This window comes from Achromobacter sp. 10T422, from assembly GCF_056394065.1.
The window spans coordinates 361,651-386,346 of the sequence record NZ_JBFTHD010000003.1 but is presented as its reverse complement, the minus strand read 5'-3'; the positions used below and the strand labels follow the sequence as shown (position 1 = coordinate 386,346).

Here is a 24,696-nt window from a genome sequence, read left to right as displayed (position 1 = left end):
GTGGCTTAGAACGTGATGGTGGCGGTGACGACGTCCTTGTAGTCCCCCGGCCGGGGCGTCGCTTGCGCCGGCACGCGGCCATACACCGTGTACGTTTGATTGGACCCCGTGCCGGTTCCCGCCCGCGGCGCGCCGCCGCTGGCGTTGCCCCAGATCGTGGCGTAAGCCGCGTCCTGGTAGAGCTGATAGCTGACCGTGTCGGCCTGCGTCGCGTGCTTCATCTTGCGCGCCAGCACGTTGTTGGCGACGGAGCCGCCATCCAACGCCACCGAGTACGCGTTGTTGTTGGTGCACTTCACGGTGATCTGGCTGGTGGCGGTGGTGGCAGAGCTCAGCACCCCCTTGGGCGGAAACGCCATGTTGGTGGCGTTGATCGTGCAGTTCTTCTGCACCAGCGCGGTCACGGTCAGGGGAATGGAGATGCGCGTGGGCGAGGTCAGCGGGCAATTCGTCAGGCCGCTCAACAGGCCGATCGACACATCCACTGTTGCGGTCGTCGAGTACGTTTCGGAATAGCGCGTGTCGGCATTGTTCACGGTCTTGACCAGCGGCTGGTTGCCCGGCACCTTGCCGTAGAACCTGAACGTGGTGGACGCCGTGCCGCCCAGCAACGGGCCGATCAGCGTCACCGACGTGGGTGCGGTCGTCAGCGCCGTGCCCCATACCTGGCTGGTCGCGGCATCCGTGTACAGGTTGTAGTTCATGCGGTTCACACCCGCGCCCAAGGTGCGGGGGTTGTTCGACGTGCTGGTGTTGCCCAGCCCCAGGTTGAAGCAGAGCCGCGCCGCCAACGACAGGGCGGTGAAGTCGCACGTCACAACGATTTGCCCGCCCGAGTTCACCGTATCCGCTGACAGCAACGGGTTGATCGTGCCGAAATCCATTGTGCCGGTGGTGCCCGCGCCCAATGCGCAGGAGCTTGCCTCTGCTGTTGCGGCCGAGCCCATGCACAGCGCCGCCAGCAGCCACGGCGCGTATCGGCCCCGCGCCGCCCTCATTGCCACCCCCAAGGCCGCCGTCATTGCCGCCTTCATGGCCGCCCCCGCGCCAACGGTTCGCAGACAAACGGCCCCAAGGTGGGCAGCGGCCGTTTCGGATCATGTTCGTAGTCGAACTCCACGGTGCACGACACGCCCGCGCCTTTGACGCGCAAGTGGTTGCGCGCCACCAGGTCTTCAACGAACGTCAGGCCTTCGTATCCCAGCACCGAACGCTTGCCGCTTTCCACGTGCGCCACTTCGGCGCCCACCGGCACGAACGCGCCGTCCGGCAATTTCAGAATGACCGAGGCCGCCGCGTATTTCTCGATCTGGAATTTCGCCAGCACGCCAGAGCCGCCTTGCGGCACGACGACGGTCTTGGTGGTGTCGAGCTTCACGTCCACCGGCAAGTCCTCGGGGTCGATGGCGATGCGGTTGGTCTGATAGGAATTCAAGTCGGGCACCAACAGGTAGCCGCTGCGGTTGGTTCTGCCCAGCTTGCGGTTTTCGTGCAGCACGGCAACATCCGGCTCGCCATCGGTCGACACCAGCGCAAAGCTGTCGTTGATGCGGCGCGTGGGCAGCACCGTTCCGTCCATCAACACCAATGAACCCGACGCCTGCAACGCGCCCTGCGTGCGGCCGCCGTAGTCCTGCACGATGCCGGCCACCTGGCCGTAGCGCCCCAGATACTGGGCCTGGCCCTGGTTGTAGCCCATGCCGCCCACGCGCCCGTTCTGCACGCCCCAGCCCCAGCCGCCCTCGTAAGCCACACTGCTTTGCGCCCCCACGCTGTAGGTCGAGTCGCCGCCTTGCCGGCCCACCGACGCGTTCAACTGGGAACGTTCGCCCAGCATCATCGTCAACCCCAAGTACACGCCACGCGTGTTGGACTGCGTGAAATCGTTATAGGCGCTCAGCGTCATGACGACACGGCTGTGCAGATTGACCATGTACGACGCCGAGCCCAGCTTGGCGGTGGGCAGTTGCGGCATGCGGTAGCCGATGTAGCTCACGGCCACGCTTTGCGAGGTGGTCAGCGGCAGCGACACCGTCACCCGCTCTGTTTGCGTCGGCACCGGCGCATCTTCGCGCGAGCCCAGGTCGCCGTAGTCGCCCACCACGCGCGTCACTTGGGAATCGATACTGAATTCCGGGCGGATGTACTGATACCCCAGGCTGATCTGGCCGCCGTCATACTGGCCCGCGCTGCCCGACAGCGAGCCGCTCAGCACGCCCGCCTGGCCCAGCTTGACCATGGCCCCCGCGCCCACGTTGTACAGGCCCGCGCTGGCTTCGCCGTGCGCTTCCAGCGTCAGGTCATCGCTGTACCCATAGCGCCCGGACGCCGTCGCCACCGGCTGGTTGTCGTAATCGAACGAACGAATGCTGAACTGGCGCCGCACGAATCCGGCTTCAAGCGAATAGCTGGACAGTCCCCCGGCCAGCATGCGGGTATCGATATACAACGGCACCGACGTGCTGACCGTGCGGCCCAGCGCATCGCGCGTAATCAGCGTGGCCTGGCCCGCGCCCGTGATGCCGGGAATCTGGTTCACCACGAACGGCCCGGGCGGCACATTGCCCGAATACTGCTGCACGCCGTTGATGTAGAGCGCCACCGATGACGGCACCACCGACGAAGCGCTTAACGATGACACCGGGAAGGTAACCAAGTCGGGGCGCAGCGCAAAATTCCGGCCCCACTGCACGCCCGCCATGCGCACCGACCGCGACCAGTTCAACGACGAAGAAATCGTGTCGCCCAGCCGCAGCGTGCGCAGGGTTTCCTGATCAGAGCGCGTCCAGTAGGTGTCATAGCGCACGTAGCGGTCGCCTCGATCCCCCTCGCCGCCGAAGTAGGCCGTGCCGGTGTTGCTGAACACACCATTGGAATCAAAGTAGCGCTGCTCGGTAAACAGCGACAGCTTGTACATGGCGTCCGTTTGCGTATACGCGTCGTAGTTCAGCACCAGCCCGCGGCCCGCGGTGGCAAGCGGCGTAGCCGCCAGGTTGCGCCCCACCTGATAAGGCGTGCGCAAGTTGTCGGGCAGCACGATGTCCACCGTCTGCGCCGCCGCGTTGTAGGAATAGCGCAAGCCCGCCACCCGGTCCAGCGCGACCTCACGCGTGTCGGGCAGGCCCAGCTTGGACACATCCACGCCCACCGAACGCAGCGCATCGCCGCTGGCGGACAAGCGGCCTTGCGCATCGCGAAAGCGCAGCAGTTGCGAAGTGTTGACCCCGTTGATGCTGACCTCCAGAAAGACATCCCGCTCGGCGATATTGCCGAACGACAATAGATCGGGCGATTCCGCCGCCAGGGCCGGCGCCCCCAGAAAACAGAGGGCAAGGCACCAGGCGCGTCGCCCGCGAACACGGGGAGCGCGTACTGCCATGTGCTGCCTTCCTCGTTGGTGCCGGGCGTGCCGGCGCGCGATCAATCAACGCGAGGCGTTACGGTGACGACGTCACCGTTGATCAGGGCTTTGATCCGCACCGGTCCCGATGCGTTTTGTTTTGCGGGGATGCGCCATTCGCGTTCGCGCTGCGCCAAGGCGTATCCCACCAATCCTTCAATACCCGCCACCGGTTTGCCTGCGCTGTTGAGCACCTGCAACGCCGCCACCTGCGCGTATCGCGTGCCGGTGTTAGCCAGCCGCAGCACCCAGTCGCCGCCCGCGCGCGTGGCGTTCCAGGCCAGCTCGGGTTCGGGCGAGGGCGTAGCGCCCGCCACGAACACGGGCACGGAATACCGCAGGCGCAAAACCACGCCATTGATGCCGGGCGTGGCCGGGTCGGGGATTTCGTCGATAACCAGCCGGTAGCCGCGCTCCAGCGGCGCGAGTTCCTTGGATGCGCGCACGAGCCGCACCAATTGCTCGCCGCCGGGCGGCACCTGAATGATGGGGGGGCTGGCCTGAACTTCTTCGGTGGGCGTCAGAACATCGTCGCCATTGGCCTGCTCCCAGCGGTAGATCCGAACCTGTCCATAGACGGGTGTCGTGCCGGGATTGCGCAGCATGATGCCGCTTGCCGCCTGCTGCGGCGCGATATCCACCAGCACCGGCGATATCTGCAACGCCGCTGCGGATAGAAGCCCCGACCAGCCCGCCATGCACAACGCCAATACCGCCCGACACAGCCTCTGCATTGGCGCGCCCACTAGAAGTAGACCGTGGCGGTGACCGTGGACGAATAGTTGTCAGGGGCGGGCGTGGTCTGGGCCGGCACGATGCCATTGACCACCAGCGGCTGCGCCGTACCGTTGCCCACACCGCTGACGCGGTCGGCAACCTGGGCGTCGCCCCACACCACGGTCTGGCTGCCCGGCTTGTACAGCTGGTAGGAAACGGTGGCGGTGTTGGCGCCGGTGGCGCTCATGAAGCGCGTGGTCGCGGTGGACCCGGTGCCGGTGCCTGCGCTCAACCCCACCGCATAAGGCGTGGTGTTGCTGCACGTGACGTTCAGCGTGGTGGAGCCGGGAACGGCGGCATTCAAGACGCCGTGTGCGCCAAACGCCAGATCATTCGCGGCGATCGCGCAGTTGGCGTTGATGGTCAGTGTGACGTTGAAGGTGGCGGTGGCGGTGCTTTGCGCGGAAACCATACCGGGCGCGGCGCCAGCGCCGATTAAGGACAACGTTGCTGCATACCAGAACAAGCGTTTCATAAGGAAACCCTCCACCAAATAGTTGCACCATGCGACGTACGGAAAATAATCGTACGTCGAATAAATAAATCCGGCACGACTTCGTTTCAATTTACCTGCGCCATTATTACGTTTTCTAACTAAACCCACGCATATCGGATTATCCGAAGCCGTCAGTTTATCTATGAAAACTCAAACAAGTTCGCCACATACATTTAGTTATATTTATGCACCGAAGCCCGTGTCCCACCGTGACAATATTCAAACAAACCCGTTCGGGCGGTGCGAATAACTGATTCAGTAAAGGCATTAAGCCATGTGACCATGCGGTCGCATTATTAATGCCTGACCGGCCAAACCAAACACCATTGGCGCCGCCACGCCCTTCGGCTGACGAAGCGTTGAATCGCGATGCGGCATTAGAATCAGTGCTCTTGATTCCGGACGCCCCGCCCGGAACCCTCGCTGTTACCTCCGCCCCATGCTCTCGTTCTCCCGCAACACCGTTTATCCGGCTGGCGCCGGCTTGCCTGCATCGGAACGCCTGGGCGCGCTGTTAGCCGTCATGCTGGCGGTTTGCATGGCCAGCCTGGACACGGCCATCGCCAACACCGCGCTGCCCACCATCGCGCGCGACCTGCAAGCCAGCGACGCGGGCTCCATCTGGGTCATCAGCGGCTATCAGCTGGCGATGGTGGCGGGGCTGCTGCCTGCGGCGGCGCTCGGTGAAATCCTGGGCCATCGGCGCGTGTACATCGTGGGGCTGGTGGTGTTCACGTTGTCGTCGCTGGCTTGCGGGCTGGCGCCGTCGCTGCCCACGCTGGTGGTGGCGCGCATCTTGCAGGGCTTGGGCGCAGCGGGCGTGATGAGCGTGAACGGCGCGCTGCTGCGCTTTATCTATCCGTCGCACATGCTGGGCCGCGGCCTGGGGCTGAACGCGATGGTGGTGGGCTTGTCGTTCGCCGCCGGCCCCACGGCCGCATCGGCCATTCTGCTGCTGGGGTCGTGGCACTGGCTGTTCCTGATCAATGTGCCGATCGGCATTCTGGCGGCGGTGCTGGGCCTGCGCGGCCTGCCCGAAACCGCCCGCGCGCCGCACGGGTTTGATGGCGTCGCCGCCTTGCTGTGCGCGCTGACGTTGGGTTTGTTCGTGCTGGGGTCCAACGAACTGGCGCATGCCGCGCCGTGGCCGCGCGTGGTGCTGGAGTGGGGCGGCGCCATCGCCAGCCTGTGGCTGCTGATGCGCCGGCAAGCGGGGCATCCCGCCCCGATCCTGGCCGTGGACCTGCTGCGCCGGCCCTTGTTCGCCTTGTCCGCCGCCACCGCCGTTTGCGCCTTCGCCGCGCAGGCGCTGGCGTTCGTCTCGCTGCCTTTTCTGTTCCAGACGGTGCTGGGCTACAGCCAGGTGCATACCGGCTTTCTGATTACCCCGTGGCCGGTCGTTGTGGCCATCATGGCGCCGATTGCAGGGCGCCTGTCCGACAAGTATCCCGCCGGCATCTTGGGCGGCGTCGGCCTTGCGCTGTTGGCGCTGGGCATGGTGCTGCTGGCATTGATGCCCGCCACGCCGTCGGTGTGGGACATCTCGTGGCGCATGGCGATTTGCGGCGCGGGCTTTGGTTTTTTCCAGTCTCCCAATCTGCGCGCCATCATGACCTCTGCCCCGGCATCGCGGGCCGGTGGCGCAAGCGGCATGATCGGCACCGTGCGCCTGTTGGGCCAGGCCACCGGCGCGGCGCTGGTGGCCGCCTGCTTCCATGTGTCCACCACGCACGGCGCGATTGCCGCCTTGTGGCTGGGCGGATTGTGTGCGGCGCTGGCCTGCATCGCCAGCTTTTCCCGATTGCGGTTTGACGCGTCGGAACCCACGCAGGCGTCCGCGACGCGGTAGGACGGCAGGGCCGTCCGCAGGGGCGATCCAGCGTGGGCTTGGACCGGGGCAACGAAGCCGCCGACTAAGCCACCGACTATGCCGCCAACCCAGCCGGCAACGCATCGCTCAGATGGCACCAAAACGCAACAATGTTGCGCTATCTTTCAATATATTCAAGCAACACGCCGACATATTCGTAAGTTGTGAAACAGCCGCTAAATATCCCAGCGGCGAGGTCGTAATTGTCGTTGCAGCACTCGCTGTATCTGGGAACGACACGCATGACACAGTTTTTGAAAGACATCACGATCCGCCGCATGATTCTGTGCACTTTGCTCATGATCAGCGCCCTGATTACCGGCCTGTCGGCCATCAGCGTCAACGGATTGCACAGCGCCGGCGAGGCGCTTGCCGACAGCAACGAACTCCTGCACGAAGTCTCCGCCCTGTCCCGGGTCAATGATCAGATCATGCGAGCGCGCTTGCGCCTGTCGCGCCAGCTGGAATACGCCAGCGATGGCCAGGCGGCCCAAGCCGCCGAAGAAGGGCGCAGCATCGACGCCGCGCTGAACGAAGCCCGCAAGCAGCAAGCGGTCTTTATCGAACTGGCCAAAAAGGACGCGCCCGCCGCCATCCTGGAGCCCATGCAAGCGGGCTTTGACGCGCTGGTCAACGGCGGCATCGCCGTGCAGCGTCAGCATCTGGACGCGGGCGACATCCCGCGCGCCCGTGCGCACGCGGCAAGCGCCGTCGTCGCCTCCAGCCGCGCCTTCGGCAAGAGCATCGAAAACTACGAGGCTTACGCCAAGGAACGCGAAACCCAGTTGTGGGCCGATGCGGCCAACAAGCGCCAGCAGGCTTACATCGGCATGGGCGTTGTGCTGGGCATCTGCCTGTTGCTGCTGGTGCTGGGCGACCGCTATGTGGTGGTGTTCGTGCGGCAACCGCTGGAATCCATCAAAGCCCATTTCCGGCGCATCGCCAGCGGCGACCTGACGGCGCCCATTCCGCACTATGGCGCCAACTGCGTGGGCCAGATGATTCCGTACCTGCAAGAGATGCAGGCGAGCCTGGTACACACGGTGCACGCGGTGCGCGAAGGCGTCATCGAGATCAACACGGGGTCCAGCGAGATCGCGGCCGGCAACCAGGACTTGTCCAGCCGCACCGAGCAGCAGGCGGCCTCGCTTGAGGAAACCGCCGCCAGCATGGAGCAGCTGCTGTCCACCGTCACCAGCAACGCCGAAAATGCCCGCCAGGCCAACCAGATGGCGGCCACCGCCAGCGAAGTGGTTCAGCGCGGCGGCCAGGCGGTCAAGCAAGCCGTCAGCACCATGCGCGAAATTGCGCAGGACTCGGGCCGCATCGAAGACATTGTCAGCGTGATCGACGGCATCGCTTTCCAGACCAACATCCTGGCCTTGAACGCAGCAGTGGAAGCGGCGCGTGCGGGCGAGGAGGGCAAGGGCTTTGCCGTGGTGGCGGCTGAAGTGCGGTCGCTGGCGCAGCGCAGCGCGGGCGCCGCCAAAGAAATCAAGCAGCTGCTCAACACGTCCGGCGCCACGGTGCAGGCGGGCTCAGTGCAGGTGGAAGCTGCGGGGCGCACGATGGAAGAGATTCTGTCGACCATCGAACGCCTGACCCTGCTGGTCAACGACATCGCATCCGCATCGCACGAACAGGTGACGGGTATCGACCAAGTGAACACCGCGGTGAACCAGATGGATCAGGTCACGCAGCAAAACGCGGCGCTGGTCGAAGAAGCGGCGGCCGCCGCGTCTTCGCTTGAAACGCAGGCGCAGCGTTTGCAGAGCGCGGTCAGCGCGTTCCGTTTGCCGCCGCTGATCCAGGACCAACGCGCCATCGCCATCGCGGCCTGAGGGCGGCGGCCGGCTAGGTGCGGCCGGCCAGGTGCGGCCGGCCAGGTGCGGCCGGCCAGGTCCGGCCGGCCAGGTGCGGCCGGCCAGGTCCGGCCGGCCAGGCGCACCCAACTCGGCGCCCCCAGCTCGGCGCTCCCAGCTCGGCGCCCCCCACCTATTCCTTCACGTAGCAGGGGTATTGCGACTGCTGCGCGCGTGAACGCGCCGGGTCCACGTCGACCACCACGATGGATTCCGTGTCGGTGGATTGCGCCAGCGGCTCGCCGTTGGGCTGGAAGGCGAACGCGCGGCCACCGAATACCTGGCCGTCGGCGGTGCGCCCAGCGCGGTTGGAACTGACCACGTAGCAACCGGACGTGATGGCCGCCATCGCGCCCGCGGTCAGCCAACGCCCGATGGATGCGCCGCTTGCGCGCGGCACCACGATCAGCTCTGCCCCGTCGCGTCCGTATCGACGCGACCGTTCGTTGAACATCAGCTCGGTGCACAGCTGCACGCCCAGACGAATGCCGCCCACGTCGACGACTTCAAACCCCTCCATCGCCGGACGAAACCAGGTGGCTTCAAAGAACCCCGGCTCTTCCGGAAAGTACTGCTTGTGATGCAGGCGCGTGTAGCGCCCGCCCTGCAAGGCGAAGGCTTCGTTTGCCAGCCGGTCGCCTGCGGGTATGGGGCGGGACGAGACAATAGCCGGCACCGGCAGAGCCGCCAGCGCGGTCAGGCCCGCTTCGTGCATGCGCACGGATTCGGCCGCACGCGCCGGATCGTAGACGGGCGAGCCCGCGAGCCACTCGCCAAAAGGCATCTCGTTCGTGACGAGCAGGTCGGGTTCCAATTCGGCAATGCGCTCGGCAATGCCTGCCCACGTGGGGCTATCGGGGGCCAGATCCACCGGCCCTTCCATCATGCAGATCCGCATACGTTCTCCTGGATGCGCGGCGCGCCCGGCATCGGGCACGGTCAGGCCACATCGTAGAACGCCGCGCGTGGCGATAGTGCGGTAGCGGCGCACGTGGTCCGTATCTGTCGCGTCGTGGTCCGTATCCGACGCGTCGTGGTCCGTATCCGGCGCGTCGTGGTCCGTATCCGGCGCGTCGTGGTCCGTTTTCCGCCGCAGCCGTGTGGCCGCGCACGGCATCCCCTTCGACCGCAAAGCCGTGCGCGTTCCGCGCGGTTCAGGCCAGCGCCGCCATGTCCAGCAACGCGCCGTGGCGAATCACGCGCTTGGGCAGGTCCCCGCCAATCCAGTACGCCAACTCCGACGGATGCGCGATGTCCCACGCGACAAAGTCCGCCACCTTGCCGGCCTCAAGCGCCCCATGCGTGGCCTGCAAGCCCAACGCGCGTGCCGCGTGTACGGTGGCGCCCGCCAGCGCCTCTTCCGGCGTCATCTTGAACAAGGTACATGCCATGCTCAGCATCAGCCGCAACGACAACACGGGCGACGTACCCGGGTTCAGGTCGGTGGAAATCGCAATCGGCACACCATGGCGGCGCAGCAGTTCCAGCGGTGGCAGCTGCGTTTCACGCAAGGCGTAGAACGCGCCGGGCAACAACACCGCCACCGTGCCAGCCTGGGCCATGGCCAGCACATCGCTTTCGGTCAGGTATTCAAGATGGTCCGCCGACAAGGCGCCATAACGCGCCGCCAAACTTGCGCCATGCAGCGACGACAACTGCTCGGCATGCAGCTTCACGGGCAAATCCAGATGCCTCGCGGCCTGGAACACGCGTTCGACCTGTTCAGGCGAAAACGCCAGATGCTCACAGAACGCATCCACCGCATCCACCAGCCCTTCGGCGGCCAGCACCGGCAACATGCGGCGCGCCACTTCGTCGATGTAATCGTCGGGCCGCCCGCGGAATTCGGGCGGCAGCGCGTGCGCGGCAAGGCAGGTCGCCTGCACCGTCAGCGGCAGCGTCTGGCCCAGCCGGCGCGCCACGCGCAGCATCTTGCGTTCGTTGGGCAAATCCAGCCCGTAGCCCGACTTGACCTCAAGCGTGGTGACGCCGTCGCGCAGCAGATGCAGCGCACGCTTGCGCGCGCTGACATAGAGTTCGTCTTCCGAGGCTTCGCGGGTGGCGCGCACGGTGCTGGCAATGCCGCCGCCTTGCGCGGCGATCGTTGCATAGTCCACGCCTTGCAGGCGTTGTTCGAACTCGGTGCTGCGGTTGCCGCCAAACACCAGATGGGTATGGCAGTCGATCAGGCCGGGCGTAACCCACGCCCCGCCCAGATCATGGACATGCGCCGCATCCACGCCTGGCAACTCGGCCTCTGGCCCGATCCATTCGATACGATCGGCGCGCGTCACGATGGCCGCGCGCTCAATCACCGCATAGCCGCCACCCGCCATCGTGGCGGCGTGGCAGTGTCGCCAGACCTGTCTCATGCACATCTCCTGAAAGCAACTACATCAGTCCGAACCTTGCGCCAACGGCACGGAAATGCCGCCGTCACCCGGACGATTGGGATAGACCCAGAAACGGTACGCCACGCAAAGCAGCGCAATCCACACCACGCCCACGGCCAGCGCGGCCTGCGTGCGCGGGAAATAACCCAGCACGGCAATCACGAACACCATGAACGCAATGGCCAGCAGCGGACCCACAGGCCAGAACGGCACCGGGAATTTCAATTCCGCGACCTCTTCCGCGCTCATCTTGCGCCGCATCGCCACTTGCGACAACAGGATCATCAGCCAGACCCACACCGTGGCAAAGGTAGCGATGGAAGCGATCAGCATGAACACGCCCTCGGGAATCAGGTAGTTCAGCAGCACGCCCAGCAGCAGCGCAATCGACATCACCACCACGGTCATCCACGGCACGCCGTTCTGGGAGACGGCCGCGAACCCGCGCGGCGCCTGGCCTTGCTGCGCCATGCCATACAGCATGCGGCCCGCGCCGAAGATGTCGCTGTTGATAGCCGACACCGCCGCCGAGATCACCACGATATTGAGAATGGTGGCCGCGGAGCCAATGCCCAGGCTATCGAAGATCTGCACGAAAGGGCTGCCCTTGCTGCCGATCTGGGTCCAGGGGAAGATCGACATCAGCACGAACAGCGTCAGCACATAGAACAGCAGAATGCGCATCGGCACCGCGTTGATGGCGCGCGGAATGGTGCGGCCCGGGTCCTTGGCTTCGCCCGCCGTGATACCGATGATTTCAATGCCGCCAAACGCAAACACCACCACCGCCAGCGACGCAATCAGCCCGCCCACGCCATTGGGCATGAAGCCGCCGTGCTCCCACAGGTTATGCACACCGGTTGCCGCGGTATCCGCGCTCAGGCCGAAACCAAACAGCATGATGCCCAGGCCGCCCGCGATCATCGCAATGATGGCGCCCACCTTCAGCAGCGACAGCCAGAATTCCAGTTCGCCAAACACCTTCACCGACAGCAGGTTGATGGCGCCAATGAAGAACACGATCGACAGCACCCAGATCCAGCGCGGCACGTCGGGGTACCAGAAACCCATGTAAAGCCCGAACGCCGTGATGTCGGCCAGGCACACGATGATCATCTCAAACGCATAGGTCCAGCCCGTGAGAAAGCCCGCAATCGGGCCGAGATAGCTGGTGGCGTAATGCCCGAACGAACCCGACACCGGGTTGCGCACCGCCATTTCCCCTAACGCGCGCATCACCATGTACACGGCGGCGCCCGCCACGATGTAGGCCAGCAGCACCGACGGGCCAGCCTCTTGAATGGCCTTGGCTGATCCGTAGAACAGCCCCGTGCCAATGGCCGAACCCAACGCCATGAACCGGATATGTCTGGCGTTGAGTCCCCGTTTGAGATCCTGCGGTTGTGCTTGCATGTCTGTCTCCGTACTTGTTTTATAGGCGTACAGCATCAAACGCCGCGCGAGCGCCTTCTATGGGCGCGTGCGCACGGCGCAGCAATGGCGGCCGTCAAACGACGGCCGCAACATCGAAATCAAAGGCTGGGCAGCAGGCCGGCGGGCATCAGGCCATTCATGACATGCGCGCTGAGCAGGCCGCTGGCCGCCGCGATGTCAGGCGCGAAGAAGCGGTCTTCTTCGTAATGCGGCACCTGCTCGCGCAGCGCGCGGCGCGCCTGCTCAAGCTTGGGCGACGTCTTCAAGCCTTCGCGGAAGTCCAGGCCCTGGCAGGCGCCCAGCCATTCGATGGCCAGGATGTCGCGCACGTTCTCAGCCATGGCCCACAGGCGCTTGCCCGCGTTGGGCGCCATGGAAACGTGGTCTTCCTGGTTGGCGGACGTGGGCATGCTGTCAATGCTGGCGGGGTGCGCCAGCGCCTTGTTGTCGCTGGCCAGCGCGGCGGCCGTGACCTGGGCGATCATGAAGCCCGAGTTGACGCCGCCCTTTGCAACCAGGAACGGCGGCAGCTGCGACATATGCTTGTCCATCATCAGCGCGATGCGCCGTTCAGACAGCGCGCCAATTTCCGCCAGCGCCAGCGCCAGGTTGTCGGCCACCAGCGCCACCGGTTCCGCATGGAAGTTGCCGCCAGAAATCACGTCGCCTTGGGCGGTGAACACCAGCGGGTTGTCGGACACCGCGTTTGCTTCAATTTGCAGCACCTGCGCCGCATGACGAATCTGCGTCAGGCAGGCGCCCATCACTTGCGGCTGGCAGCGCAGGGAGTAGGGGTCTTGCACCTTTTCGCAATCCGCATGCGAATGGCCGACTTCGCTATCGTCGCCCAACAGTTCGCGGTACACGGCCGCCACGGCGATCTGGCCGGGCTGGCCGCGTGCGGCGTGAATGCGGGCGTCAAACGGCACGCGCGAGCCCAGCATGGCTTCCACGCTCAGGCTGCCGCAAACCAGCCCCGCAGCCATCATGTCTTCGGCTTCGAACAGGCCACGCAACGCGTAGGCCGTGGACACCTGCGTGCCGTTCAGCAGCGCCAGCCCTTCCTTGGCGGCAAGCGTCAGCGGCACAAGGCCTGCACGCGCCAGCGCCTCTTGCGCAGGCAGCCATTCGCCTTGGAAGCGCGCGCGGCTTTCGCCCAGCAGCACCAGCGACATATGCGCAAGCGGGGCCAGGTCACCCGATGCGCCGACCGAGCCTTTCAGCGGGATGTGCGGGTAGACGCCCGCGTTCACCAGCGCAATCAGGCTGTCGATGACGTGGCGGCGGATACCGGAATAACCACGCGCCAGGCTGTTGATTTTCAACACCATGATCAGGCGAACCATCGCGTCATCCAGCGCCTCGCCCACGCCCGCCGCGTGCGAGCGCACCAGCGACGTCTGCAAGGCTTGCAGGTCTTCGCGCGCGATCTTGGTAGAGGCCAGCAAGCCAAACCCGGTGTTGATGCCGTACACGGTACGGCCTTCCGCGATGATGCGTTCAACCGTCGCCACGCTGGCGTCGATGGGGTCCGCCGCACTGGCGTCCAGCGTCAGGCGCACGGGCTCGTGATACACACGGCGCAGATCCGACAAGGTCAGGTGGCCGGGCTTGATATGCAAATCCATTCTTGATCTCCTACGCCGGTCAGCCGGCTTCATGCAATGTCGTGGTTACGCGGGTTCATGCGTGGGCCGCCGCGCCGACGCGTCGCACGCATCGGCCTCAGGACGCGGCCCGCGCCGCGCAAACAGGTAATAAAGGATGCTGGGCACGATCAGCCCGATGATCCACGAGATATCCACACCCCCCAGCCGCTCGACCATCGGGCCGGTGTAAAGCTTCGTCGAGATAAAGGGCATCTGCACCAGCACGCCAAACGCATAAACCAGAATGCCGGGCATATTCCAACGCCCGTAACGCCCGTTCGGGTCGGACAGCGCCGGCACGTCGTAGCGCTCGCGGTTGACGAAGTAGTAGTCCACCAGATTCACCGCGCTCCACGGCACGAAGAACGCCAGCAGGAACAGGATGAAGGACTTGAATGCGTTCAGGAAAGAATGCTGGCCGATCAGCGCCACGGCCGTCGCCGCACCCACGATCAGCACCACCGCCACCGCACGCTGGCGCCGCGTGATCTCGACATGGCCCCGAAAGCCGCTGACGATGGTTGCGATGCACATGAAGCTGCCGTACGAATTCAGCGTGGAAATCGTGACCTTGCCAAACGCGATGCTGAAGTACAGCAGCGCCGCCATCGTGCCCGTGCCGCCCAGCCCGACGATGTACGCCACCTCGCGCCCCGCGAACTGGCCCGCCGCCATGGCCGCAGCCAGCACGCCCAGCACCATCGCAATCTGCGCGCCCAAGACAGACCCCAGCCCCACCGCCAGAAACGTCTTCACCGGAGACGTGCGGCTGGGCAGGTAACGCGAATAGTCCGCTACGTAAGGGCCATACGCGATCTGCCACGATGCCGCGAGCGACACGGCCAGCAGGAATTTGTCCCAACTGAAATGCCGGATCTGCAGCAGCTGGCCCACGTCTCCCACCGCAATAACGCGGCTGAACAGGTACACGAAGGCGATCAGCCCGAACACCGTGGCGATGCGGCCGATGATGTGGATCACGCGGTAGCCGAACAGCGTGGCCGCGATGATCACGGCCGCGAAGATCAGGATGCCGGAGGTGTCGCTGACGCCGAACAACTGGCCCAGCGCCTGCCCCGACAACACCGTGCCCGTGGCGGTGAAGCCCAGGTACATCAGGCACACCAGCACGATCGGTATCGCCGCGCCGTACACGCCGAACTGCACGCGGCTGGAGATCATCTGCGGCAGGCCCAGCTTCGGGCCTTGCGCCGCATGCAGCGCCATCACCCCGCCGCCCAGCACCTGCCCGATGAACAAGCCAATCAGCGACCAGAAGACGTCACCCCCCAACACCACGGCAAGCGCCCCGGTGACAATGGCCGTGATCTGCAGGTTGGCGCCCATCCACAGCGTGAACTGGCTGTAGAGCTTGCCGTGCCGCTCAGATTCCGGAATGTAGTCAATGGAGCGCCGCTCGATCAGCGGCGCGGCGCCTGGCTCACCGTGTTGCGCCATCGCGTTGCCCCGAGGTCACCATGGGCAGGTTCAAGCCCTGTTCCTTCGCGCATTCGATCGCGATGTCGTAGCCGGCGTCGGCATGCCGCATCACGCCGGTGGCCGGGTCGTTGGTCAGTACGCGGGCGATGCGTTCGGCGGCGGCGTCGGTGCCGTCGCACACGATCACCATGCCCGAATGCTGCGAGAAGCCCATGCCCACGCCGCCGCCATGATGCAGCGAAACCCAGGTTGCGCCGCTGGCGGTGTTCAGCAGGGCGTTCAGCAGCGGCCAGTCAGACACGGCGTCCGAGCCGTCGCGCATGGCTTCGGTTTCGCGGTTGGGGCTGGCGACCGAGCCGGAATCCAGGTGGTCGCGGCCGATGACGATGGGCGCAGACAATTCGCCAGACCGCACCATTTCATTGAAGGCCAGACCGAGCTTGGCGCGTGCGCCCAAGCCGACCCAGCAGATACGCGCCGGCAAGCCCTGGAAGCTGATGCGCTCGCGCGCCATGCTTAACCAGTGGTGCAGATGCGCGTCGTCGGGAATCAGTTCCTTGACCTTGGCGTCCGTTTTGTAGATGTCTTGCGGGTCGCCCGACAGCGCGGCCCAGCGGAACGGGCCCACGCCACGGCAGAACAGCGGCCGGATGTAGGCGGGCACAAAGCCGGGAAAGTCGAACGCATCGGCCACGCCTTCTTCCTTGGCCATCTGCCGGATGTTGTTGCCGTAGTCGAACGTGGGAATGCCCTGATGCTTGAACGCCAGCATCGCTTGCACATGCACTGCCATCGATTGCTTGGCGGCCTTGATGACGGCGGCAGGTTCGCGCTTGGCGCGTTCGCGGTAGTCGTCCCACGTCCAGCCGGCGGGCAGATAACCGTTCAGCGGATCATGCGCGCTGGTCTGGTCGGTGACAAGGTCAGGCTTCACGCCACGGCGCACCAGCTCGGGCAGGACGTCGGCGGCGTTGCCGCACAGCGCGATGGACACCGCGCGGCCTTCCTTGGTGTAGCGGCCGATGCGCGCCAGCGCGTCATCCAGATCGGTGGCTTGTTCGTCGACATAGCGTGTGCGCAGGCGGAAATCGATGCGGCTTTGCTGGCATTCGATGTTCAGCGAGCACGCGCCGGCAAGCGTTGCCGCCAGCGGCTGCGCGCCGCCCATGCCGCCCAGGCCCGCCGTCAACACCCAGCGGCCCGTCAGGCTGCCGCCATAGTGCTGGCGGCCGGCTTCGACAAAGGTTTCGTAGGTGCCTTGGACGATGCCCTGGCTGCCGATGTAGATCCAGCTGCCGGCGGTCATCTGGCCGTACATGGCCAGACCCTTGGCGTCGAGCTCGTTGAAGTGTTCCCACGTGGCCCAGTGCGGCACCAGGTTCGAGTTTGCGATCAGCACGCGCGGCGCGTTGGCATGCGTCTTGAACACGCCAACGGGCTTGCCCGATTGCACCAGCAGCGTCTCGTCGTCGTTCAGTTCCTTGAGCGATTCAACGATTTTGTCGTAGCAGTCCCAGTCGCGCGCGGCGCGGCCAATGCCGCCATACACCACCAGTTCTTTGGGGTTCTCGGCCACGTCGGGGTCGAGGTTGTTCATCAGCATGCGCAAAGGGGCTTCGGTGAGCCAGCTCTTGGCGGTCAGTTGATTGCCGCGCGGGGCGCGGATGACGACGTCGCGATATCGGGTCGGTTGGTCCAAGAGGCTCTCCTTGATCGGTTCGGCCGCGCGAACGACGCGGCGCGGCGGTTGCCCGAATCATAGGATGCCTATGCTTGTATATACAAGATGAGAAGACCATTATTTGGCTCAGGGATTTCCCCAATGAAAAATGCCGGACCTTGATCAGGTCCGGCATGTTCGATAACCAATGGGATCACCCCGGCCAGGGGTCAGGCGTTCAGCAAGCGCGGGGCTGCAATTCAATGACGCAGGCATCCACCGCGCCCGCGGCATCCAGCTGGTATTGCGCGAGCCCGCTCTGGCCTTCCACATGCAGGCAGTCATAGCGCGACGGCAACGCGTGCGCCGCGCCGTTGATGCGCACCGTCAACTCCTGGCCCGCATTCAGCACCAGCACGCTGTGCGCCGCGCTGTGAAAGGTGCAGGCCGCCGACACCCATTGCAGCCGCGCGTGATAACGCGCCGGCGCATAGAACAGATTGAAATCGCGGATGGCGCCGCCGAGCAGCCGGCAATCCACCTGCGCATCACCCAAGAACGCGTAGGCCTTGCGCGGCGCAAGCGGCGCTTGTTCGTGGCCATCGACCGTCAGCTGGATGCCCTGGCCTTCCAGCACCGTGATGATGCGCTGATACCCCGTAAACGCAGAGAAGCCGCCGTCCTGCGCCACATCAGCAATGGACAGGCGCCAATCGAACGCCGCCGTGCTGCCGCCCGGGTTGCAGGCAACCTCTTGTGTCGTGCCGCCGCCGTTGCGCCACGGCATGCGCGGATAATCGGCCGCGCGGTACAGATGGATGTCGGGGGTAGTCATGTCGTGAACTTGCCTTCCAGGCGGTGGCGTGAGCCGGGGTGGATCAGGCGCGCCAGGGTGACGGCGCGGTCGCCCGACCACGTGCGGCGGCTGATCAGCAAGCAGGGTTCATCGCGTTCGATCTGTAGCAACTGGCATTCTCGCGGCTTGGCCAGAATGGCTTCAACGACGTGTTCGCCTTCGCTCAAGGGCGCAACACGCGTCAGGTATTCGTAGGGCGTGCTCTGCGTGAAATCCTGCTTCAGATAGTCCGGCGCAAGCCGCACATTGACGTAACGGTCTTCCAGCTGAATCGGCACGTCGTCTTCGAAATGGACGATGATGGAATGGAACACCGGCTGGCCCGCACGGATCTCCAGCGCCTGCGCCTGTTCCGCGCCCGCCGCCTCTTCGGCCAGGCGCACGACGCGGCTGTGATGGCGGTGATTGCGCGCCGCAATCTCGTCGGCAATGTTGTTGACGGCAAACAGCGCCGACCGCGCCTTGGGCTGCGCCACAAACGTGCCCACGCCCTGCATGCGCACCAGCAGGCCCTCGGACGTCAGCTCGCGCAGCGCGCGGTTGATCGTCATGCGGCTGAAACCCAATTCATCGACCAGTTCGCTTTCGGACGGCACACGGTAGTGCGCGGGCCAGGCGCCGCTGCGTATCTGCTGCGCAATCATCTGCTTGACCTGTGCGTATAGCGGGGCGGGCAGGGCGTTGGTCTGGGCGGGCAATCGAGGGGGGGAAGAAGCCACGGGGGAGTCCTGGTGTGCGACGGGAAAAATCGGGTTCTAGTATAGACAGGTACACATGTCTTGCGAACGGGAACCGAATTTCCGTATACTCCCCCCCTGTATCGTTTTCGGAGCCTGCCGTGCCGCATTCGCCGGAAGAAAAGAAGCGTGTCGTCACCCGCCTGCGCCGTATCCAGGGGCAGGCGTTAGCATTGGAACGCGCGGTCAATGAAGGCACGGAGTGCGGCGCGCTGTTGCAGCAACTGGCCGCCTTGCGCGGCGCCGCCACCGGCCTGATGGCCGAAGTGCTGGAAAGCCATCTCCGGGAAACCTTCCTGCAATCCGCCCAGGGCGGGCCGCCAGACGCGAAGATCGACCCCGCAGCCGAGGTCGATCAACTGATGCGCATCGTCCGTTCCTATTTGAAGTAAGCCCACCCGACATTCGTGGAGTAACCGCTATGAAATCACGCGCAGCAGTCGCATTCGGACCCGGCAAGCCGCTGGAAATTGTTGAAATCGACGTCGCCCCGCCGCAGCGCGGCGAGGTGCTGGTGCAGATCACCCACACCGGCGTCTGCCACACCGACGCCTTCACCCTCAGCGGCGACGACCCTGAAGGCCTGTTCCCCGCCGTGCTGGGCCACGAAGGCGCGGGCATCGTCGTGGAAGTGGGCGAAGGCGTCACGTCCCTGAAACCCGGCGACCACGTCATTCCGCTCTACACGGCCGAATGCCGCGAGTGCAAGTTCTGCCTGTCCGGCAAGACCAACCTGTGCCAGAAGGTGCGCGCCACCCAGGGCAAGGGCCTGATGCCCGATGGCACGTCGCGCTTCAGCTACGAAGGCAAGCCGATCTACCACTACATGGGCTGCTCGACGTTCAGCGAATACTCGGTCGTCAACGAGATCTCGCTGGCCAAGATCAACCCCGCCGCCCCCCATGAAAAGGTCTGCCTGCTGGGCTGTGGCGTTACCACGGGCATTGGCGCCGTGCACAACACCGCGAAGGTCAAGGAAGGCGACACCGTCGCCGTGTTCGGCCTGGGCGGCATTGGCCTGGCCGTGATCCAGGGCGCGGTGCAGGCCAAGGCCGGCCGCATCATCGCGGTGGACACCAACCCGAACAAGTTCGTGCTGGCCAGCGCCATGGGCGCCACCGATTGCATCAACCCCAAGGACTACGACAAGCCCATCCAGGACGTCATCGTCGAACTGACCGACGGCGGCGTGGACTTCTCGTTCGAGTGCATCGGCAACGTGCACGTGATGCGCGCGGCGCTGGAATGCTGCCACAAGGGCTGGGGCGAAAGCATCATCATCGGCGTGGCCGGCGCGGGCCAGGAAATCAGCACGCGTCCGTTCCAGCTGGTCACGGGCCGCGTGTGGCGCGGTTCCGCCTTCGGTGGCGTGAAGGGCCGCACGCAGCTGCCGGGCATGGTCGAAGACGCCATGAGCGGCAAGATCGATCTGGACCCGTTCGTGACGCACACGCTGCCGCTGGAACGCATCAACGAAGCCTTCGACCTGATGCATGAAGGCAAGTCGATCCGCACCGTGATTCACTTCTAAGCGTCACGTTCGCGGCAGGTTCCGGCAGGCCCGGCGCGCAATGCGCCGGGCCTGTTTTTTTATGACGCGCCCAAGACAAGTTCGCGCGCGTTCATGACACCGCTGTCATTCATCTTCACGTCATCTTCGGCCGCAACCATTCGCCCTTCATAAACGAGGGATCACACGAATGATTACGTGGAAGAGGAATGCGGGCGCGGCCATGCTGAGCGCCCTGTTGCTGGCCGGTTGCGGCGGCAATGACGATGATGACGACACGTCCGCCAGCCCGGCGCCAGAACAGCCCGCGCCCGAGCAACCCGCCGCCAGCCGGCCGATGGAACTGACGATCCTGCACATCAACGATCATCACTCCAATCTGGACAGCAAGAAAAAAGATCTGAAGCTGAAGAACGCCGCCGGTACGGCGGTGACGGCGAATGTGGACGTGGGAGGTTTCCCGCGCGTCACCGGCGCCATCAACGCGCTGTCGGCGCAGTCCGCCAACGTGCTGAAACTGCACGCGGGCGACGCCAACACCGGCACGCTGTACTTCAACCGCGCGGGCGAAGCCGGCGAGGCCGATGCGGCCATGATGAACACGGTGTGCTTTGACGCGATGACGCTCGGCAACCACGAGTTCGACAAGGGCGACACCGGATTGAAGCGCTTTATCGACCTGCTGCACGCCGGCACATGCCAGACGCCGGTGCTGAGCGCCAACGTCACGTTCGCCGACGCCTCGGCGTTGAATCCGTCACGCGCCCCCGGCATGGTCAAGCCGTCGATCGTGTTGCAGCGCGACGGCCAGGCGATCGGCCTGGTTGGCCTGACCATCGCCAACAAGACGCAGCAATCGTCCAGCCCCGACGCGGGCACGCTGTTCTCGGATGAAGCCGCCGCCGCGCAAACGCAGATCGACGCACTGCGCGCCCAAGGCGTGAACAAGATCGTGGTGATGAGCCATATCGGCTACGACTACGACAAGCAGATCATTCCCAAGCTGAGCGGCGTTGACGTCGTGGTGGGCGGTGATTCACACACGCTGCTGGGCCCGGATTCGATGGTGAGCTACGGCGTGGGCACGCCGTCGGGCGCTTACCCGACCGTGCTGCAAAACAAGGACGGCAAGCGCGTCTGCCTGGTGCAGGCCTGGGAATACTCGCAGGTGGTGGGCGAACTGAAGGTCAGCTTCGACGCCAACGGCGACGTGACCGAATGCGCCGGCACGCCGCACGTGCTGATGGGCGACGCGCTGACGGTGGGCGGCGCCGCCCCCGCCGCCGCCGACAACACCGCCATGCTTGCCGATGTGGCGGCCAGCGGCTTCCTGCGCATCCAGCAGCCGGACGCCCAGGCCACGGCCGTGTTGCAGCCGTTCAAGGCAAAGGTGGACACCTTCAGCGCCAGCATCGTGGCCTCGGTTCCGCAAGAGCTGTGCTCGCGCCGCGTGCCGGGGCTGACGCGTGACCGCAGCCGCTCAAGCGCTGACTGCAACACCCTGGGCAGCGTCGACCTGCGCGGTGGCGACATGCAGCAACTGGTGGCGCAAGCCTATCTGGATGTGGCCAACGCCAACTACGGCGGCGCAGACATCACGCTGCAAAGCGGCGGCGGCGTGCGCGTGGCGCTCAAGGGCAATGTGACGGCGGCCAATGTGATCGAGGTGGTGCCGTTCGGCAACATGCTGTGGCGTCTGGACGTAACCGGCGCCGAGGTCAAGGGCATGTTGGAAGACGGCATGCAGGCAGTGTTTGGCGCAGGCGGCTCCACCGGCCCGTACCCGTACACGGGCGGCTTGCGCTGGGATGTGAACGGCGCGCAAGCGCAGGGCAGCCGCGTCACCAACATCGAAGTGCTGGATGCGGCCACCAGCACGTGGCAGCCGCTTAACGCCGCGCGCACCTACAAGTTGTTCGTGTTGAGCTTTAACGCAACCGGCGGCGACGGCTACAAGACGCTGGCGAGCGTGCCCGCCGAACGCCGTCAGGACATCGGCGTGCTGGACGCCGACGTGCTGCAAAGCTATATCGACAAGCAAGCCAAGGACCCCGTGTCCGGCCTGCCCGTGCTGAACCTGCTGCCCGTCAGCCTGTACAGCACCAAGTCGTATAGCGAATAAAGGAACGGATCAGGAGGTCAGGCCGAATTGCCGGCCTGGCGTCTGGCCTTCCAAGTACACCTTTTCGGTCTGGCCGACGAAGCGCGCCAGCGAAAATTCCCGCAGCGCCGTGTTGCGGGCTTCTTGCCCCATCTTCACGGCGATGCTGCGGTCATTCAAAATCGACGATACCGTCGTCAGCACGCTGCTGACTGAACCGGGCGGCACCACCCAGCCGTTGCGGCCGTCGGTCACGTTCTCGGTCAATCCGCCCACCTTGCTGACGATGACGGGCTTGCCGGCCGCCATCATTTCGCGGCAGGCAAACGAAATCGTCTCAAGCCGCGACGACAGCACGAAGCCCACATCCAACGCCGCCAGGAACGGGCGCACGTCATCCAGCAGACCCGTGAAAATAACCTGATCCGTCATGGCCAGATCGGCCACGCGCTGGCGCTGCTCGTCATCGGGCGCCTTGCCGGCGATCAGAATCACGACCTGATCCCGCTGATGCTCGGGCAAGAGCGACACGGCGGTCACCATGTCCAGCCAATTCTTGTAGATGGCGGTGCCGGCGTTGCTGCCGATCACCAGCCGGCGCTGCATGCTGGCCGGCAACAGGGCGGCACGCGCCGCCGCCGCTTCTTCTGCGCTGGCCGGTTGATATTGCTGCGTGCAAACGCCGTTGTGCACCACCCGCAGGTCTTCATCGCGGAACACGGAATCTTTCATACGGCGAAAGGTATGGCCGCACACGCAGATGACGCGGTTCGTGCCCCACTTCGCGCGCATGCGCACGCCCAGGCTGTTCGAGGCCCGATCGGTGTGTTGCGTGTAGACGATGAACGGACGCTTGGCGCCCATGCCCACCGTAGCCAGCATGCACAGGCGGTGGTCGGCAGACCCATTCACATGGATGACGTCGAACTGCTCTTTGCGCAGCAAGGTGCGCAAGCGGCGCAACGCGCTTAACTGCTGAAACGGGCGCCCCTTGAACTCCAGGTCGATGGAATGCACGCCGGGCAAGGCATGCGCCTCGGCCAGCAGACGGCTGCCGCGCGGCGCGGCAACCGTAATGTGCGCGCGCTGGCGCAGCATGCGCGCCAGCGACATCACATAAGTGGTGTGGCCGCCGCCATCGCCCTGATGGAAATTGGTGTAGAGAATCTTCATGATGTAAGGCCCGAGAGCAGTTGCGGGGAAGGCGGAGACTCCCCTTGATTGAGCAAACAGCTCCAATGACGCTTTTCGAATACGTCATCGCCCAGACGGCTGCCGGGAGACAAGTTGTAGACCTTGACGCCACGTGCGGCGAGCAAGCGGCTGGCCGCGCGGAAAGCGGGTTCGATGTGGCCGGTGAATTGGCGGTCAAGTGCGGTGGCCAACTGCGCCCCGGGTTGTTCGTAGAAGCGCGGCCCAGCCGCCGCGGTCAGGTCCAGGCCGTGCAGGTACACGGTGTGCGCCCCCATCCAGGCCAGCAGCTGCAACGCCGTGTATGCCACGGTGCCGCCGCCAAAGAGGCCGCGCGCGGGGTTCAGGCTGAAGCCGTGCGCGTGTTCAGGGTTGTGCGCGTCGAACAGCACCAGCTCGGGGTCACGCGCCAGTTGCGCTTCGAGTTCATCAGGTTGCGCGCGCGGTTGCAGCGCGCGCTGGTGCACTTCTTCGAACAGCGCGATGCGGCAACGGATGGCGCCGGCATCAAACAGGAAGGCAATCCAGCGATAGACCTCGGGCGTGACGAACAGCAGCAGGTCTTGCGACAGCACCTCGGCCACAAGATCGCGCCGGCGCTTGACGAAGCCGGCGTCCAGCATCGCGTAGTAATCGAAGCGCAACGCCGGATGCTGGCGGCGCAGCGCGATGGACCCGTTCACGCCCATGACGGAACGTAGACCGCATTGCGCGTAATCGATCTGCGCAACCGACGGACCGCTAAGAATCAGGTGTGCGTCGCCGTGAATGGCGCGCGGCACCTGTCCCATCGGCAGCGTGGCCGGCCCGCGCACGCCCACCAGATCGCACGCCACCAGTTGCTCACTGCCTTCGCGCCGCACCTTCACCAATGGCCACAGCGTCTCGTTGTGCCGATAGGCTCCGCCACGCGTGTAGCGGTAAAAATAGCGAAAGCCTTTGGTCAACGGACGCGAGCGGAGCAGGCGAGGGACAAGCGCAAAACGGGTCATGAATGGGTGCCACTGAAAGCGCGGCGAAACCTAGCGAGAGGCGGATTCTACTCAGCCGCCCCCCCTCACGACGGGTTCGAAACATTTGAGATGTAACAGCATTGGCGGCCGCCATTTGCCCCTTAATTTGGCGGCTGCCACCTGGCGTTTCCGGGCTTCCCACATAGCGGAACGGGGGCAGCCAAACGCGTCGACATTGCACCAGAACCGTGCATGCGCACTGTGCCTTCGGCACTAGCCGGCCTGATCCGGGCGGGACGCGCCAACGTACCTTCCATTACGTTTTGCGCCAAAACGAAAGGCGACTGCAAGCAAGCACCGCAGCCGC

Annotated in this window: 19 protein-coding genes; 5 read left to right on the top strand and 14 right to left on the bottom strand. The window is 64.9% G+C overall.

Translation table 11 applies throughout. The features are described from left to right. Positions 1 to 5: 5 nt before the first annotated feature. The 4 genes from AC1DB0_RS09355 to AC1DB0_RS09340 are packed head-to-tail and all read right to left on the bottom strand — an operon-like array spanning position 6 to position 4,652. Positions 6 to 1,034 (bottom strand): Csu type fimbrial protein, encoded by a 1,029-nt coding sequence (locus AC1DB0_RS09355; protein ID WP_476757403.1) that lies wholly within the window; start codon positions 1,032 to 1,034, stop codon positions 6 to 8. Further along, positions 1,031 to 3,379: a fimbria/pilus outer membrane usher protein gene (locus AC1DB0_RS09350; protein ID WP_054421149.1), complete on the bottom strand. Its 2,349-nt coding sequence runs from the start codon at positions 3,377 to 3,379 to the stop codon at positions 1,031 to 1,033. The genes AC1DB0_RS09355 and AC1DB0_RS09350 overlap by 4 nt, the downstream gene beginning before the upstream one ends. A gap of 41 nt (positions 3,380 to 3,420) precedes the next feature. Continuing rightward, complete coding sequence (locus AC1DB0_RS09345) at positions 3,421 to 4,098, bottom strand: fimbrial biogenesis chaperone (RefSeq protein ID WP_156336335.1); 678 nt, start codon at positions 4,096 to 4,098, stop codon at positions 3,421 to 3,423. A gap of 47 nt (positions 4,099 to 4,145) precedes the next feature. Next, positions 4,146 to 4,652, bottom strand: coding sequence for a Csu type fimbrial protein (locus AC1DB0_RS09340; protein WP_476757402.1), 507 nt, complete (start codon positions 4,650 to 4,652; stop codon positions 4,146 to 4,148). A gap of 460 nt (positions 4,653 to 5,112) precedes the next feature. On the opposite strand from AC1DB0_RS09340, the gene AC1DB0_RS09335 reads away from it, so the two are divergent. Beyond that, positions 5,113 to 6,522 (top strand): MFS transporter, encoded by a 1,410-nt coding sequence (locus AC1DB0_RS09335; protein WP_054421147.1) that lies wholly within the window; start codon positions 5,113 to 5,115, stop codon positions 6,520 to 6,522. A gap of 263 nt (positions 6,523 to 6,785) precedes the next feature. After that, positions 6,786 to 8,384 (top strand): methyl-accepting chemotaxis protein, encoded by a 1,599-nt coding sequence (locus AC1DB0_RS09330; RefSeq protein WP_476757401.1) that lies wholly within the window; start codon positions 6,786 to 6,788, stop codon positions 8,382 to 8,384. 154 nt (positions 8,385 to 8,538) lie between these two features. Here AC1DB0_RS09330 and AC1DB0_RS09325 read toward each other — a convergent pair whose 3' ends face one another. The 8 genes from AC1DB0_RS09325 to hutC form a co-directional block, all read right to left on the bottom strand. After that, positions 8,539 to 9,303, bottom strand: a complete 765-nt coding sequence (locus AC1DB0_RS09325; RefSeq protein ID WP_054421393.1) for a carbon-nitrogen hydrolase family protein — start codon at positions 9,301 to 9,303, stop codon at positions 8,539 to 8,541. A 256-nt stretch (positions 9,304 to 9,559) separates the two neighbouring features. Continuing rightward, entirely contained in the window at positions 9,560 to 10,777 is a 1,218-nt protein-coding gene (hutI, locus tag AC1DB0_RS09320; protein ID WP_175170614.1) for an imidazolonepropionase, read from the bottom strand. A gap of 24 nt (positions 10,778 to 10,801) precedes the next feature. After that, positions 10,802 to 12,211: an amino acid permease gene (locus AC1DB0_RS09315; protein WP_346552511.1), complete on the bottom strand. Its 1,410-nt coding sequence runs from the start codon at positions 12,209 to 12,211 to the stop codon at positions 10,802 to 10,804. A 119-nt stretch (positions 12,212 to 12,330) separates the two neighbouring features. After that, entirely contained in the window at positions 12,331 to 13,860 is a 1,530-nt protein-coding gene (gene hutH, locus AC1DB0_RS09310; RefSeq protein WP_175170616.1) for a histidine ammonia-lyase, read from the bottom strand. A gap of 45 nt (positions 13,861 to 13,905) precedes the next feature. Further along, entirely contained in the window at positions 13,906 to 15,339 is a 1,434-nt protein-coding gene (locus AC1DB0_RS09305; protein WP_476757400.1) for a purine-cytosine permease family protein, read from the bottom strand. After that, the gene (hutU, locus tag AC1DB0_RS09300; protein WP_476757399.1) at positions 15,323 to 17,020 is read right to left on the bottom strand and encodes a urocanate hydratase; all 1,698 of its coding nucleotides are present in this window, start codon (positions 17,018 to 17,020) and stop codon (positions 15,323 to 15,325) included. Before hutU ends, AC1DB0_RS09305 begins: the two co-directional genes overlap by 17 nt. Before the next feature lie 199 nt (positions 17,021 to 17,219). Next, positions 17,220 to 17,816 (bottom strand): HutD/Ves family protein, encoded by a 597-nt coding sequence (locus AC1DB0_RS09295; protein ID WP_476757398.1) that lies wholly within the window; start codon positions 17,814 to 17,816, stop codon positions 17,220 to 17,222. Continuing rightward, positions 17,813 to 18,556: a histidine utilization repressor gene (hutC, locus tag AC1DB0_RS09290; protein ID WP_476757397.1), complete on the bottom strand. Its 744-nt coding sequence runs from the start codon at positions 18,554 to 18,556 to the stop codon at positions 17,813 to 17,815. The genes AC1DB0_RS09295 and hutC overlap by 4 nt, the downstream gene beginning before the upstream one ends. A 119-nt stretch (positions 18,557 to 18,675) precedes the next feature. Here hutC and AC1DB0_RS09285 point away from each other — a divergent pair, with 119 nt between their 5' ends. From AC1DB0_RS09285 to AC1DB0_RS09275, 3 genes are all read left to right on the top strand, one after another. Further along, entirely contained in the window at positions 18,676 to 18,966 is a 291-nt protein-coding gene (locus AC1DB0_RS09285) for a metal/formaldehyde-sensitive transcriptional repressor (RefSeq protein ID WP_054421139.1), read from the top strand. Between the two features lie 29 nt (positions 18,967 to 18,995). Further along, positions 18,996 to 20,105, top strand: coding sequence for an S-(hydroxymethyl)glutathione dehydrogenase/class III alcohol dehydrogenase (locus tag AC1DB0_RS09280; protein ID WP_054421138.1), 1,110 nt, complete (start codon positions 18,996 to 18,998; stop codon positions 20,103 to 20,105). 169 nt (positions 20,106 to 20,274) lie between these two features. Beyond that, positions 20,275 to 22,206 (top strand): bifunctional metallophosphatase/5'-nucleotidase, encoded by a 1,932-nt coding sequence (locus tag AC1DB0_RS09275; RefSeq protein ID WP_476757396.1) that lies wholly within the window; start codon positions 20,275 to 20,277, stop codon positions 22,204 to 22,206. Between the two features lie 9 nt (positions 22,207 to 22,215). Here the strand turns inward: AC1DB0_RS09275 and AC1DB0_RS09270 are convergent, their stop codons facing one another. Both AC1DB0_RS09270 and AC1DB0_RS09265 read right to left on the bottom strand, forming a co-directional pair. Further along, positions 22,216 to 23,358: a glycosyltransferase gene (locus AC1DB0_RS09270; RefSeq protein ID WP_342067665.1), complete on the bottom strand. Its 1,143-nt coding sequence runs from the start codon at positions 23,356 to 23,358 to the stop codon at positions 22,216 to 22,218. Further along, positions 23,355 to 24,368, bottom strand: coding sequence for a hypothetical protein (locus tag AC1DB0_RS09265; RefSeq protein WP_476757395.1), 1,014 nt, complete (start codon positions 24,366 to 24,368; stop codon positions 23,355 to 23,357). Before AC1DB0_RS09265 ends, AC1DB0_RS09270 begins: the two co-directional genes overlap by 4 nt. Positions 24,369 to 24,696 lie beyond the last annotated feature (328 nt).